The organism is Mycobacterium sp. SMC-19 (genome assembly GCF_045310815.1).
Lineage (GTDB): Bacteria > Actinomycetota > Actinomycetes > Mycobacteriales > Mycobacteriaceae > Mycobacterium.
On sequence record NZ_JBJIAM010000004.1, the window covers coordinates 234,349 to 249,195 of the forward strand.

Below are 14,847 nucleotides of genomic sequence, written 5' to 3' on the forward strand. Positions count from 1 at the left end.
TAATACACCTATGAGCCGCGCTCCCCGTTCTGCGGCGCTGGGTTATGCGCTGCTCGCCCCCAGCCTGTTCGGCGTGGTGGCGTTCCTGCTGCTGCCGATGCTGGTGGTGGTGTGGCTGAGCCTGCATCGCTGGGATCTGCTGGGACCGATCAGCTATGTCGGCGCGGAGAATTGGCGATCGGTGCTGACCGATCCGGTGTTCGGCAATTCTCTTGTGGTGACGGTGCTTTTCGTCGCGTTCGTCGTTCCGCTGCAGACCGTGCTGGGGCTGGGTGTGGCGGTCTTGCTGGCCCGCGGGCTGCCGGGTAGCGGCCTGTTCCGCACCGTGTACGTGCTGCCGTGGATCTGCGCACCGTTGGCGATCGCGGTGCTGTGGCGCTGGATTCTGAGCCCCACCGACGGCGCGGTCAGCACCGTGCTCGGGCACCGCATCGAGTGGCTGACCGATCCCGGATTGGCACTGCCGGTGACCTCGGCGGTGGTGGTGTGGACCAACGTCGGCTACGTCGCCCTGTTCTTCCTGGCCGGCATCCTGGCCATCCCCACCCAGGTGCTCTCGGCGGCGCGCATCGACGGGGCGAACGGGTGGCAGCGGTTCTGGCGGGTCACGTTGCCGATGCTGCGGCCCACCATGTTCTTCGTGCTGGTCACCGGCGTGGTCAGCGCGGCACAGGTGTTCGACACCGTGTACGCGCTGACCGGCGGCGGGCCCGGTGGTCGCACCGACCTGATCGCGCACCGTATCTACGAAGAGGCGTTCGGGGCTGCGGCGATCGGCCGGGCCGCGGTGATGGCATTGGTGCTGTTCGCCGTATTGGTCGGGGTGACTGTCGTTCAGCAGCTGTCGTTGGGCCGGCGGGTCAGCTACGACCTCACGTGAGCCCGCGTCCTTGCTGTGCTTGTGTCCTAACCGCCGTTGAGCGCGCTGTGACGGCGACCCCACAGCAGGTAGAAGATCAACGCGACCGCTATCCAGCCGGCGAACACGATCCAGGTGTACCGGTGCAGGCTGCACATAATCCATCCGCAAACCACCACCGACAAGATCGGTGTGATCGGATAGCCGGGCACCTTGAATCCGCGGGGCAGATCCGGTTCCCGGACCCGGAGCACAATCACCGCCACGGACACGACAATGAACGCGGTCAAGGCGCCGATGGAGACCGTTTCGGCCAGACGCTGAAGCGGCACCAGACCGGCGAGGGCTGCCGCCACGACCGCGACGATCATGGTGTTGGTAGCGGGTGTCCGGGTGCGCGGGTTGACCTTGGCGAACGTCGCCGGCAGCAGGCCGTCGCGTCCCATCGCGAAAAGGATGCGGGTCTGGCAGTACATCGTGACCAAAGTGACAGAGAAGATCGAGATCACCGCGCCCGCCGCCAAGACGGTGCTGCCTAAGCGGTTTCCGGTGATGTGATCCACAATCACGGCCAGGCCCGCGCTTTGCGCCTCGAAGTTCTGCCACGGCTGGCTGCCCATCGCGGCCACCGCGACAATCACATAGACACCGGTCACGATCAGCAGCGCCGCGATGATTGCCCGCGGGATCGTGTGCTGCGGGTCTTTGGCCTCCTCGCCGGCGGTGGATACCGCGTCAAGACCTACGTAGGAGAAGAAGATCGTGCCCGCTGCCCAGCTGATTCCCGAGAATCCGAAAGGGGCGAAGTCAGTGAAGTGGTTCGCGCTGAAAGCCGTTGACGCGATCACCGCGAACATCAGCAGCACGCCAAGCTTGATCACCACCATGACGGCATTGACCTTGGCCGATTCACTGGTGCCGCCGATCAACATAGCCGCACAAATTGCCACCAAGACGATAGCTGGCAGATTAACGAAACCACCTTCGAAATCCCATGGTGCCGATGAAATCGCCTGCGGTACGGCGAATCCGAAGACATTGAGCGACAGTTTGTTCAGGTACTGACTCCACCCAACTGCCACCGCGGCAGTGGACACCCCGTATTCGAGCAGTAGGCATGCCCCGACAACCACGGCCATGAACTCACCGAGGGTGGCATAGGAGTATGAGTATGCCGACCCCGAAACTGGCACCGCCGAAGCCAACTCCGCGTAGCAGATCGCGGCCAGGCCCGCAGCGGCCCCGGCGACGATGAATGAAACGACCACTGCCGGGCCGGCTTGCGGCACCGCCACCGGGAAGACAAAGAAGATCCCTGTGCCGACCGTCGAGCCGACTCCGAACATGGTGAGCCGAAAGCCGCCGAGCCTGCGTCGCAGGTGGTTCGTGCCCCCGGTGGCCATCGGTGCACCATTCACCGGCCGACGCCGCAGCATCTGCCGTGACATGCTGAGCGCCGGCGTTGACATTGGTGCCCCTAGCTGGACGGTTCGTGTCCATCATTGAACACGCCCCGCCCGGCGCAACGGGTTACAACACGGCGAACCGGGTTAAGAACAAGTCACGTCGATTTCGAACGGCTTGTTCACGGGCTGCATCGGGTTAGCGGTGTCGATCCCGGTCGCGGTACCGCTGATCTTGTATTCGTTGCCGTCCTTGGTCGCCTTGGCCTCTCCCTGACCGGTGCCCGCGGTGTAGGCCAGCGTCACACCGTTGACGTTGCCCAGCCCGACCGACTTCACCTCCGGAGGGTTGGCATCGGTGAGCACTGCGGCGATTCCCGTGGCTGCTCCGCCGATCGCGATGTTGACGTCGCCGGCCATCGTGGTGCACACAGTCGTGCCGGTGACGTTCTGGTCTTGACCGTCGATGGTGACTTTCGTGTTTGCGGCGGCGCCGCCCACACTCACCGACGCACTGGATTCACTCGAGGAGCTCGAGGTGCTTGAGTGGGATTCGTGGACGCTTTCCGTCTTCTTCTCGCTGGAGCACCCAGACAGACCTAGGACCGCGATTGCTGCCGCCGCCGCGGCAACCGTTACTGAACGCTTCACCGGTACTCCTTTGTTGTGGGTGGTCACGCGCCTGTTTCGTGCTGTTTCGTGGGCGCAGGCGGGGGCTCGCGGGCTAGGCTTTACTCCGCATCCTGATCAGATGGCAGAGTGCTGATGCCCGTGGCAGACCACCCGCCACGCTCACTTGGGAGTGTGCTGGGCAGGCGAACCTCGGCGCATCAGGTAATTACCTGATATTTGCTCCGGGGTACGCGGTCTCAGACCTGGGGCGGGAGGGGGTTGACCGTGGTTAGCCCTCTGCTCGAACGCGAGTCGACACTGACAACCCTGCAGCGCTGCTATCGAGCCGCCACCCGAGGAGACGGGCAGCTGGCGTTGCTGCGGGGGGAAGCCGGGGCGGGCAAGACCACGGTGATCGCCCGATTTCTCACCGGGCTCGATCCGGGCACGCGGGTGCTGCGGGGTTGGTGCGACGGGTCAGCCACGCCTCGGCCGTTGGGCCCATTTATCGACATGCTCGCCGGTCTTCCGGCTGATCAGGCAACCTCGATAAGGGCCGCCATCGACGCCAGGGACACCGAGGCGATCTACGACCGACTGGTGGGGGCCGTCGGCGATGGCAACCCCGCGGTGTGTGTGATCGAAGACCTGCATTGGGCCGACAGCGCCGCCCTGGATCTGCTGCGTCATCTAGCCCGGCGGATCGACACGATGCCGGTGTTGTTGCTGGCGTCCTATCGCGATGATCAGATCGGCCCGACCCACCCGTTGGCCGTGCTGTTGGGTGATGTGGCGACCTGGGCGACGCTGACGCGCATGACGCTGGAACCGCTCAGTGCCGGCGCGGTGACCGCATTGGCCGCCGGTAGCGGCATCAACTCCCAAGCGTTGTACCGGCTTACCGAGGGGAACTCGTTTTTCGTCACGGAGATGGTGGCCGCCGGGCCTGACGCGCTGGGCAATGGCCGCCTGCCGTGCAGCATTTCCGAGGCCGTGCGGGGCCGACTCGCGCGGCTGTCGGCCGCTGGGCGCGAAACCGCGCAAGCGGCAGCGATCTGCGGGCCTCGGGTGCACCCCGCTCTGCTCGAGGCGGTATCGCCGGGTGCGGCAGGCACTCTGAACGAATGCCTTGCCGCCGGGGTGCTGATAGCCAGCGCAGAGGCAGTGGGCTTCCGCCACGAACTGACCCGCCGCGCCGTCGTCGAACAGATCCCCGACTATCAGCGGCGCGTGCTGCACAAGCGAGCCTTGACCGTGCTGGCCGAACCCCCTATCGACCCGGACACGCTGGCGGCGTTGACGTTTCACGCCGAACATGCCGGCGACACCGATGCAGTCATCGGCTACGGCCCGGTGGCCGCCGAACGCGCCGCAGGATCGGGCGCCAATCGGCAGGCCGCCGACCTCTATGCGTTGGTACTGCGCCACGCCGACACCATCCCCGTCGAACAAGAGGTGCTGTGGCTCGAACAGCACGCATACAGCAGTTACCTGGCCGGTCACGCCAAGGCTGCGGCGCTGTCATGGCAACAGGCAATCGAGCTGCACCAGCGGTTGGCGGATCCCCGCCAGGAGGCTGAGGATCTGCGACGGCTGTCGCACGTTCTGCAGCTGCTGGGACGTCACGCCGAAGCTACGGCGGCAGCGCACACGTCATTACGGCTGCTCGAAGGCCTTGGGCCTTCCCCGCAGTTGGCCTGGTCGCTGATCAACATGGCTCATATCGCCGCTCTGGCCCTGGACCCCGCCTGTGCCCGATACGCGGCCCGAGCGAAGGCCCTCGGTGCCCAATTTAGCGACCCGGCCGTGGTAGTCCACGCCCGCGGATATGCGGCGCTCACCACGGTGTTCTGCAGCGACACCGGCTGGGATGAATTCGAGGAGGTGTGGCGAGAAGCGGCCGCGACCCCTGGAATCGAGGAACACAGCGCGATTTTGGGCATTCTCCTCGGCACGTTCGCCGTCGTGCGCGGCGAATTCGGCCGCGCCCAGCGTCACCTTGCCGAAGTTGCGGCCTACCTCGACCACCGCGACCTCGGCATGTTCGAGGCCCTGGTGGTGGGGCTGCAGGCGCTGACCGGCCTCGCGGGCGACGACTGGACGTCTGCCGCGCTGGCGGCCGAGCAGATCCTGACCCAGTCCGAATTGGCCCCGCAACATCGGATCGCGCCGTTGATCACTATCGCCTTGATCCGGGCACGCCGCGGCGAGGAACCGGTTTGGCCGCTGCTCGACGAAGCCCTTGAGTCCGCCACGGGCAGCCTGCTGCGCCTGCCTGTTTGCGCCGCGCGGGCCGAGGCGGCCTGGCTCGCCGACGACGACGAGGCGGCCCGCCGCTGCGCGGCCGAAATCCTCACGCTGCCCCGCCCGGCGTACGCGTGGCTCGGGGGCTCCCTGCTGCGCTGGGCTCATCTGGCCGGCGGCGGGTCGGGTGTCGGCGTCATCGCTGCCACGCCGTATGAACGTGAGATCAACGGGGATTGGCGCGCGGCGGCACAGGACTGGGTCCTCCGGGGCTGCCCTTACGATGCCGCCATCGCTCAACTCGGCGGCGACGCCGACGCCGTCGAGGCCGCTTTGGGTACGTTCCGCCAATTCGGTGCCCGCTGCGCGGCCCGGCGCGCCAAGCAACGCCTCGCCCAACTGCGCGGCCGCGATCCTGACCGTCGCCGCAAAGACACCAGCACGGACCCCCACGGTCTCACCAAACGCCAACGCGACGTCCTCGATCTCCTCGCCGCCGGCCACAGCGATGCCGAGATCGCCACCGCGCTGTACATCAGCACCAAAACCGCCAACACCCACGTCTGCGCCATCATGGCCAAACTCGGCGTCCACAACCGCACCCAGGCCGCCGCCTACGCTTACCAAAAGTCCCCGTGAGCTACCCCAGGTGATGTTGATCAACAACTTACTTCGTCCGCACAAGCACATTCGCGCCTCGGCGATCTACGCGCTGCTGACACTCGGCGCCCTCATCACGCTGGCGCCCTTCGGGCTCGGCCTGCTGACGTCGTTCACTCCGGCACGCCAATTCGCCACCGGTACCCCGTTGTCCTGGCCCCACCCACCGACGCTGGACAACTACGGTGACCTCGGCGTTGCCGGATTCGGTCGGGCGGCGGCGGTCACGACGCTGATGACGGCGGTGATCGTGTTGGGACAGCTGAGTTTCTCGGTGCTGGCTGCCTACGCTTTCGCGCGGCTGGAGTTCCCGGGTCGCGACAAGTTGTTCTGGGTGTATGTGGCGACCCTGATGGTGCCGGCCAGCGTGACCGTGGTGCCGCTGTATCTGATGATGGCGCAGCTGGGTCTACGGAACACGTTCTGGGCGTTGGTGTTGCCGTTCATGTTCGGCTCCCCCTACGCGATCTTCCTGTTGCGTCAGCATTTCCGCACCGTCCCGAATGATCTGATCAACGCCGCGCGCCTCGACGGAGCGAACACTCTGGACGTGATCGTGCACGTGATGCTGCCTGCCAGCAGGCCCATCCTGGTCACGCTCGGGTTGATCACCGTGGTCTCGCAGTGGAACAACTTCATGTGGCCGCTGGTGATCACCAGCGGCGACAAGTGGCGGGTGCTCACCGTGGCGACCGCCGCCCTGCAGTCCCGCTACAACGCGCAATGGACGCTGGTGATGGCGGCAACCACGGTGGCGATGATTCCACTGATCGTGCTGTTCATGGTGTTCCAGCGCCGGATCGTGCAGTCGATCGTCGTCACGGGGATCAAGTGAGCCGGCCGCGGTTCTCCACCCTGTTCGCCGCGGCGGCGGTTGTCCTGGCCGCGCTGTTGGGCGCCGCGGCGGTGCTGCTCGACGGCGCCTCGACCCGGTCGGCCACCGGCACGACGGTGGTGACGGTACGACTGTGGGACGAGCAGGTCGCAACCGCCTACCGGCAGTCGTTCGCCGCGTTCCAACGCACCCACCCCGAGATCGAAGTACGCGTCAACGTCGTCTCCTACGGGACCTACTTCGACACGTTGCGCACCGATGTCGCCGGTGGCGGCGCCGACGACATCTTCTGGCTCTCCGACGCCTACCTGGCCGGCTACGCCGACAACGGGCGGCTGATGAAGATCGATGCGGCGGGCGCGGATTGGGAACCATCGGTGGTCACGCAGTTCACCCGCGACGCGACGCTATGGGGAGTCCCGCAACTGACCGACGCTGGGATCGCGGTGTACTACAACGCGGATCTGTTAGCCGCTGTCGGGATCGCTCCTGCTCAGCTGGACCAACTGCGCTGGGATCCGCACGGCGCACACGACACGCTGCGCCCGCTGCTGGCCCGGCTCACCCTTGACAACGCCGGGCGCAGCGCGAGCACCTCGGGCTTCGACGAGCGACGGATCCGGCAGTGGGGTTACAACGCCGCCAATGACCCACAGGGGATCTATCTGAACTACATCGGCTCGGCCGGCGGGGTGTTCCAGCGTGGCGACGACTTCGCCTTCGACAACCCGGCAGCGATCGGCGCGTTCGACTACCTGGTGCAGCTGATCAACGGCGACCACGTGGCACCGCCGGCCTCGGAGACCAACACCAACGGCGACTTCTCCCGCAATCAGTTCCTGGCCGGGAAGATGGCGCTGTTTCAGTCGGGCACCTACAACCTGGCGGCCGTTGCCGAGCAGGCCGCGTTCGCCTGGGGGGTGGCGATGCTGCCCGCCGGGCCGGCCGGACGGGTCAGCGTCACCAATGGGATCGCCGCCGTCGGCAACGCCGCATCGCAGCATCCCGCGGCGGTGCGCGAGGTTCTGGCCTGGCTCGGCAGCCGCGACGGCAATGCATTCCTGGGGCGACAGGGTGCGGCGATACCGGCGGTACTCAGCGCACAGCGGGTCTACTTCGACTACTGGGCGCGGCGCGGGGTCGACGTCACACCCTTTTTCTCGGTGCTCAACGGGCCCCGCATCCCGGCGCCGGGCGGCGGTGCAGGGTTTCCCGCCGGAAACCAGGCCATCAAGCCCTATTTCGATGAGATGTTCCTCGGCCGCTCCGACGTCAGCACGGCCCTATCTCAAGCACAGGACGCCGCGAACGCGGCCGCACGCCGGTAGTTGCCCGGCGGCCGATCTCCAGCCCCCGAGATTGCAACCCTGCAGGAAAATCCGCGAAATCACCTGCGTGCTTGCAATCTCGGCGTCACGGCGCCTCTCCATCCCCGCGATCTCAGCGCACGGTAGACGCGTTCGATCACCTCGGCCGGCCGATCCTCGGCGATCACCTTGACGTTGAGCCAACCCAATTGCGGCAGCTTGCGCTGGCGGCGTTCACCACGGACGTACTCGCGGCGATCGGTACGGTGTTGGTCCCCGTCGTACTCAGCCGCGACGCGGAACTCTTCCCAGCCCATGTCGAGCATCGCAAACAGGTGATAGTTGATGTGCACGGGAATCTGCGTTGTGGGCGTGGGTAATCCGGCGTCAAGGAGCAGGAGTCGCAACCACGTTTCCTTAGGCGACGCCGCACCACCGTCGACGAGCGGCATCAGTTCCCGAACTTGGCGCAATCCCCTGGCACCTGAATAGCGATCGGCGAGCATCAGGACACGCTCGACCGCGAACGGGGTCGCCCGCATCAAGGCGTCCAGCCGCGCGAGGGCCTGCCCGCGCGGGAGGTGGCGCGCCAAGTCAAAAGCGGTACGTGCCGGCGTGGTCACCGGAAGGCGCCCGACAAACGTCAGCTCGTCATCGGCGACGGCCTCGTTACGCGTGATCACCCCGCTCGGTGGCCGGCCGTTGCGCAGCAACATCTCGACAACCGTGTCGTCGCGGACCCAGCGCGCTCCGTGCAGCGCGGACGCCGCAACACCGGCGATGACGCCGCGGCGACGCGACCAGAGCCAGGCTCCGCCGACGCGGTCCCGTAATGACGGGACCGTCTGGTCAGCGGGAAGGTAGACGTCGGGGAAAATCCGTCGGCACCGGCGCGCCAGCCGATCCCGAGATACTTCACCCGCGGCGACTGCTTCGCTGCCGAGAAATGCGTCCATGACGCGCAAGGATGCTCGTAGGCACCGACAGCTCCCCCGAGATTGCAACCATGCAGGAAAATCCGGCAAAAAGCCTGCGTGAGTGCAATCTCGCGGAGGAAGCGGCGCGTCGTCAGACAGCTGTGGGCAACACCGTCAGTTCAAGAGCCACTGCCGCGCCGCACATCACGACCACAATCACCAGGGCCGCCAGATCGGCCAACCCCGGGCGCGCCGGCGACGCCGAAATCTGGCCGATGCCACCACGAGCGGTGATCGCGTCCCCCATCTCGTCGGCCCGGCGCAGAGTGACGGTAATGGCCGCGGTGATCAGATCGATGGCCTCACGCGCCCAGCGGCGCCGACGTTGCCGTCGGGTGCGCGGACGGGACCGGGGCCGCAGGCGCCGCGCGGCGTAGAGCACTCGGAACTCATCGACCAGCATCGGGAACGCGCGCAGCGCCAGCGCCACCGTCACCGCCCACTCGTCGACGGGAATCCGAAGCAGCCGAAGCGGTCGACCCAGGGTGGCCACCGCGGGAGCGATCTCCGCGACATTGGTGGTCCACGACACCATTGCGCCCAGCCCCAGCAGCACGACAGACAGCGCGGTGATCCGCAGGAAGTACAACAGCCCACCCAAGCCGGCCGGGTCACCGCCGGACATGGCCGCGGTCGCACCTCCGACCAACAGCAGCACCCACAGCCAGCGAGGTACCGAGGGCAGCGCACCTCGAGGGATGTGGGCAATCCTGGCCGCGGCGAACACCAGCAGCGCCACCGCACCGATCGTTGCCCAGCCGGGATAGAAGGTCAGCAGTACCGAGATGCCGAAGACCACGATCAGCTTCGTCCCGGCCCACAGTCGGTGCACGGCGGAGTCGCCGGGAACCGGCCGCAGCAACACCACCGGCCGAGGGGTGCTGCGCGTCTCCCCCGTCACGCCGCACCTGCCGGCGCCGGCACCAGGACACCGTTGTGCAAGTGCAGGGTTCGCGGGCACAACTCGCCGAGGCCGGCGAAATCGTGCGAGATGACCACCACCGTCAGACCGGTCTCCCGCCGCAGATCCTCCAGCAGTCGCAGCAGGCCGTCCCGGCTGGCGGCGTCGAGGCCGGCCAGCGGCTCGTCGAGGATCAACGCTCGCGGAGACCGGGCCAACAGGCCCGCCAGCACCAGGCGGCGCATCTGGCCGCCGCTGAGTTGGTCGATGCGCCGGCCAGCCAGCGCCGCGTCGAGCCCGACGGCGGCCAGTGCGGCGCTGACCCTGGCATGGTCACGCGGCGAAAAGCCTGCCGCAGAAGCCACTTCCAAACCGACGTAGCTGCGCATCAGCTGCAACCGGGCCGCCTGGAACGACAGCGCCACAGCCCCCACCTGCTGGTCGGCGGGCCGGCCCCCGAGCAGACAGCTACCGGTGGTCGGGGTCGTCAGGCCGGCCATGATCCACGCCAGGGTGGACTTGCCCGAACCGTTTCCGCCGTGGATCAATAAACCGTCGCCCTCGTCGACGCTGAAGCTGATGTCCCGCAGCGCGGTCTTGGCCCACGGCGTGCCGCTGGCGTATTCATGCCCCACGCCGGACAATTCGAGCACTGGCGGGCCAACACGTCGGGCTGCCCCCTGGCCGCCGGAGGCGACGGGCACCTGGGCGGTCTCCACCATGGCGGTGTTGTCACGGGACCCGGACAGGTCGATGGTCCGGTCGGCGCTGCCGGCCTCGTCGTTGTAGTGGGTGATGTGCACCAAGGACGTGCAGCGTCGTTCAGAGCACCCGGCCAGCTCCGACAGCACGCCTAACAGCGCCTCGCGCCCTTGCGGGTCGACCATGCTGGTGACCTCGTCGGCGATCAGCAGCGCGGGCTCGCGGGCCAGCGCCGCCGCCACCGCCAACCGTTGCAGTTCCCCGCCGGACAAGCCACCGGTGTCGCGTTCGGCGAACCCCGTCAGTCCGACCTCGCCGAGAAGCCGGTCGACGTCGGTGCTGGTGCCCGGCGGCAGGCCCCACACCACGTCGTCGGCGACCCGGGTGCCCAGAACCTGGCTCTCCGGATGCTGCATGACCACCGCGGTGCCTCCGGGCGCACCGAGCCCCACCGCGCCGGGACGCTCAACAGTGCCCGCAGTAGGCGACCTCCCCGCCAGCAGCAGCATCAAGGTGGTCTTGCCCGACCCATTCGCACCGGTGATCGCGACGTGCTCGCCGGCGGCCACTTCCAGGCTGACCGGCCCCAGGGCGTCATGATCGGACTGCGGATAACGGAACCGCACCTGATCCAGTCGGACCGGGACCGGCGCCACCGGACCGGCCTCGACCGGCAGGTCGAGTTTGTGTACGTCGGGCACCCCGCGGAGCCGGTCGAGCACCCGCGACAACGCCCACCACCCGAGCAGCGACACGATCATGACGCCAATGGTCATCTGGGCCAGGATGAGCCACTGCCAGTAGTGCAGCAGCGCACCGAGAAATCCGTTCAGATCCTGGGCGACCTGCTGGAATTCCGGTAGCGGGATGCGCGACAGGGCGGCCGCGACGCCGTGCACATTGGCGGTGATCGCGTCGAAGATCAGGTGCCGCAGCCGCGACAACACGGTCAGTGCCAGCACCATGGCGGTGCCGAAGATGCCGCCGGCCACAGCGGAGGCCATGACCACGGTGGGCAGGCCACGGCGACGGCGCTTGATGACGCCGGTCAACCCGCCGATGTAGGCGCTGTTGACCACGGTCATGAAGCCGCCCATCCCGGCGATCAGGAATGCGATGATCGCGGCGGCGACCGTGGCGGCGATCAACACGCGGATCCGGTAGCGGTAGGCCAGAAGTCCCATCGGGACGGTGCCCAGCAGCGACAAGCCAGCGGCGAAGGGCACCACGACCGCGATGATCGCGGTCGCCGCACACAGTGCCGCCATCACGGCGGCCTGCGCAATCTCGACGGGCTGCATGGACCGCGCCCGGACTCGGTTAACGCCCTGGCCGGTCTTGGTCACCCGTCGATTCTGCCAGTCGCTCGGAGCGCCCCACGCTGAGCGGACCAAGCTGGTCCACTTTCGTTCACGGTTGTGAAATACTCGCCCGATGGTAGCCCCCGTCGAAGTCAGCCTTGGCGCCGATCTGCTCTGCGTTGTCTCCCGGCTCAACCGGCTCGCTACCCAGCGAGTGGCGCTGCCCATCCCGGGAGCACAGGCTCGACTTTTGTCCACTATCGAGGACCTGGATGTGGCCCGGATCTCCGATCTGGCGGCGGTGGACCACTGCTCCCAGCCGACGATGACGACCCAGGTGCGCCGACTCGAGGACGCGGGTCTGACCACACGCACCCCCGACCCGCTCGACGCCCGCGCCGTGTTGATCCGAATCACCGACAAGGGCGTCGAGACCATGGCGCGGGTCCGCCAGGACCGGGCGGCGGCGCTCGACCCGGAACTGGACCGGCTGTCTGACGAGGACCGCCGGACGCTCGCCGACGCGGTTGAGGTCCTGCACCGATTCCTGGCCGAGGCCGCCCCGACCCGACCGGTGCGCTAGCGCGGGGCGCAGCAGGTCGACGCCATCCGGCCGCGCCGATCGCTCTAGCAGCCGCAATTCGGCTGAGAAGTTTCCAGCTTGACGGGCTTTTCGAATATGCTCGACAGCGGCATCGGCCCGAAGCGATCCTAGGCCTCCTGCGGCCCCCTCGGCTCGCCCACTGGGCTGCCGGTCTTCGGGGGAAGGACATCGTGGCGGATAGATTGGCGCTGGTCACCTCGATCGCCGCCCAACTGATGGCCACCACACCATCGACGGCTGCCGCGGTCAGCGAACGCGTGCTGCAGACGCTGGTGGAACAGCTCAATGTCGACGCCGGATTCCTTCGCCACAATGATCACGAGATCAGGGCCTCCAAGCTGGTGGCCGAATGGCCGCCGCGCACCGACGCCCCGGAGCCCGACCCTTTGGCGGTCGTCTCCTTCACCACCGCCGACCCGGTCTTCACCACCTGCGCCCACGGCAAGCGGGTGGCAGTAATCCGGCCGGAGCCGGACGAGTCCGGCTATGTGCGCCAGATGGCGATGGACCATGCCATCGAATCGCTGTCGGTAGCCACCGCGCCGCTGATCTCCGGGCCGGTGACCATCGGCATGCTCGGCCTGGTCAAGTTCCGCCGACCCAAGTGGCGACCCGAAGAACTCAACACGATCGAGGCGATCGCATCGCTGTTCGCGCAGCTGCAGGCCCGCGTCGCCGCCGAGGAGCGGCTGCGCTATCTGGCCGATCACGACGACCTGACCGGCCTGCACAACCGCCGTGCGCTGGTCGCGCACCTGTCCGAGCGACTCGTCGCCGGCAACCCCGGACCGGTCGGCGTCTTCTACATCGACCTCGACCGGCTCAAGCCGATCAACGACTACCTCGGTCACGCCGCCGGTGACTGGTTCATCCAGGATTTCGCCCGGCGGCTGCGCGCGTACGCCGGGAACCGGACCATGGCGGCCCGGATCGGCGGGGACGAGTTCGTCGTCATCCCGGACTGGCCGATGTCGATGGCCAGCGCCGAGACGTTCGCCGACCGGCTGCAAGGCGCACTGCGCGAGCGGGTGGAGATCCAGGGCCACACGGTCAACAGCACGGTCAGCGTGGGCGTGACGGTGGGGCTGCCCGGCGAGGACACCAGCGCCGGTCTGCTGCACCGCGCCGACGAGGCCGTCCTGGCGGCGAAACGCGGCGGCGGCAACCAGACCGTCAGCTCCACCGACGACATGTCGCTCAAGAGCTTGTTCCGCAAGGACATCGAACTGCACATGCAGGGCAAGATCGACGATGAGTCGTTGCTGTTGTACTACCAGCCCGAGGTCGATCTGTGGAGTGGCGCCATCGTCGCGGTGGAAGCGCTGGTCCGCTGGCGTCATCCCACCCGCGGACTGCTGCTGCCGAGTTCGTTCATCAGCATCGCCGAATCCGCCAACCTGGCTGATGATCTGGGCCGCTGGGTGATGCGCACCGCGTGCGCGGAGTTCAGTCAATGGCAGGCCAACGGCGTCCGGACCAACGCCACCTTGCGGGTCAACGTCTCGCCGGTCCAGTTGGCCGCCCGCGGTTTCGTCCAGAACGTGGTCGAAACCATCCACGAATTCGGCCTACGCCCCGGCTCGCTGTGTCTGGAGATCACCGAGCGGGCGGTGGTGCAGAACATCGAAAGCACCCGTCGCACCCTGGCGGAACTGCGCGAAGCCGGGGTGCAGATCGCAATCGACGACTTCGGCACCGGCTACGCCGTCCTGTCACACCTGAAGGATCTGCCGGTCGACACCCTGAAGATCGACACCGTGTTCGTCCGGGAATTGGGCGTCAACCCGGGTGACCTCGCGATCGTCCGAGCGATCATCGCGCTGGCCGAGGCGTTCGGCCTGCAGGTGGTCGCCGAAGGCGTGGAAACCTCAGCGGCCGCGCTCACCTTGATGCGGCACGGCTGTCACCGCGCGCAGGGATTCCTGTTCTCCCGCCCGGTACCGGGTCCCGCCGCCGAAGCAATGCTGGCGTCACGCTGGATGGCGATGCCCTTCCTGGCCGACAGCCAGGCTTTGGTGATCTGACAAGAACATCGCCCGGTAGAAAGCGGCACACAACCGCACCCCCGGCTGCCTGCCGGCGAGCGCTGCGGTCGGTGCGGTGCACCAACGCGGCTCGGCATGCGGCGGCAAGTGGCGATGCGGACCCCTCAAGGTGCCCCGGGCGAAGCTTTGGGAGGAACTCACCGGCGCCGGACCCGGCGCACGCCTCAGCGTGCCCGATCCGTACAAACCCGTCCCTCGCATAACCGGAGATAGTACATACCTTTTGGATGGTGTTCAATCTATACAAGACTGTGCGTCAGGTCACGTTGACGCCGTAGTTGTTGCCGGCGCCGCTCTCAGCACGCGGCGGCGGCGAACAACGCCCGCGCCACCGGCGGTGGCCGTCATAATCAGACCTATGGAGCGACGGCGGAACACGCAAACCCCTCTGGCACCG

11 protein-coding genes are annotated in these 14,847 nt (G+C 67.2%); 6 read left to right on the forward strand and 5 right to left on the reverse strand.

From position 1 onward, the window contains the following. Positions 1-10 precede the first annotated feature (10 nt). On the forward strand, positions 11-880 hold the full coding sequence (locus ACJH5R_RS11165; protein ID WP_406758221.1) for a carbohydrate ABC transporter permease: 870 nt from the start codon (positions 11-13) through the stop codon (positions 878-880). 26 nt (positions 881-906) lie between these two features. On the opposite strand, the gene ACJH5R_RS11170 is transcribed toward ACJH5R_RS11165, so the two are convergent. After that, entirely contained in the window at positions 907-2,328 is a 1,422-nt protein-coding gene (locus tag ACJH5R_RS11170; protein WP_406758220.1) for an amino acid permease, read from the reverse strand. Between the two features lie 81 nt (positions 2,329-2,409). After that, a complete protein-coding gene (locus ACJH5R_RS11175; RefSeq protein WP_406758219.1) occupies positions 2,410-2,913 on the reverse strand; it encodes a lipoprotein LpqH in 504 nt (167 codons plus the stop codon). Positions 2,914-3,159: 246 nt separating this feature from the next. Here ACJH5R_RS11175 and ACJH5R_RS11180 point away from each other — a divergent pair, with 246 nt between their 5' ends. Genes ACJH5R_RS11180 through ACJH5R_RS11190 form a run of 3 tightly spaced genes read left to right on the forward strand, consistent with a single transcriptional unit; the run spans position 3,160 to position 7,941 of the window. Beyond that, a complete protein-coding gene (locus ACJH5R_RS11180; protein ID WP_406781955.1) occupies positions 3,160-5,757 on the forward strand; it encodes an AAA family ATPase in 2,598 nt (865 codons plus the stop codon). A 13-nt stretch (positions 5,758-5,770) separates the two neighbouring features. Further along, on the forward strand, positions 5,771-6,613 hold the full coding sequence (locus ACJH5R_RS11185; RefSeq protein ID WP_406782025.1) for a carbohydrate ABC transporter permease: 843 nt from the start codon (positions 5,771-5,773) through the stop codon (positions 6,611-6,613). Continuing rightward, positions 6,610-7,941, forward strand: coding sequence for an extracellular solute-binding protein (locus ACJH5R_RS11190; protein WP_406781956.1), 1,332 nt, complete (start codon positions 6,610-6,612; stop codon positions 7,939-7,941). The genes ACJH5R_RS11185 and ACJH5R_RS11190 overlap by 4 nt, the downstream gene beginning before the upstream one ends. A gap of 59 nt (positions 7,942-8,000) precedes the next feature. On the opposite strand, the gene ACJH5R_RS11195 is transcribed toward ACJH5R_RS11190, so the two are convergent. From ACJH5R_RS11195 to ACJH5R_RS11205, 3 genes are all read right to left on the reverse strand, one after another. Continuing rightward, entirely contained in the window at positions 8,001-8,876 is an 876-nt protein-coding gene (locus ACJH5R_RS11195; protein ID WP_406758215.1) for a hypothetical protein, read from the reverse strand. Between the two features lie 112 nt (positions 8,877-8,988). After that, the gene (locus tag ACJH5R_RS11200) at positions 8,989-9,798 is read right to left on the reverse strand and encodes a CbiQ family ECF transporter T component (protein WP_406758214.1); all 810 of its coding nucleotides are present in this window, start codon (positions 9,796-9,798) and stop codon (positions 8,989-8,991) included. Continuing rightward, a complete protein-coding gene (locus ACJH5R_RS11205) occupies positions 9,795-11,801 on the reverse strand; it encodes an ATP-binding cassette domain-containing protein (protein WP_406782026.1) in 2,007 nt (668 codons plus the stop codon). Before ACJH5R_RS11205 ends, ACJH5R_RS11200 begins: the two co-directional genes overlap by 4 nt. A 133-nt stretch (positions 11,802-11,934) precedes the next feature. On the opposite strand from ACJH5R_RS11205, the gene ACJH5R_RS11210 reads away from it, so the two are divergent. Both ACJH5R_RS11210 and ACJH5R_RS11215 read left to right on the forward strand, forming a co-directional pair. Beyond that, complete coding sequence (locus ACJH5R_RS11210) at positions 11,935-12,384, forward strand: MarR family winged helix-turn-helix transcriptional regulator (RefSeq protein WP_406758213.1); 450 nt, start codon at positions 11,935-11,937, stop codon at positions 12,382-12,384. Positions 12,385-12,620: 236 nt separating this feature from the next. Then, positions 12,621-14,429 (forward strand): putative bifunctional diguanylate cyclase/phosphodiesterase, encoded by a 1,809-nt coding sequence (locus ACJH5R_RS11215; protein ID WP_406758413.1) that lies wholly within the window; start codon positions 12,621-12,623, stop codon positions 14,427-14,429. Positions 14,430-14,847: the final 418 nt, after the last annotated feature.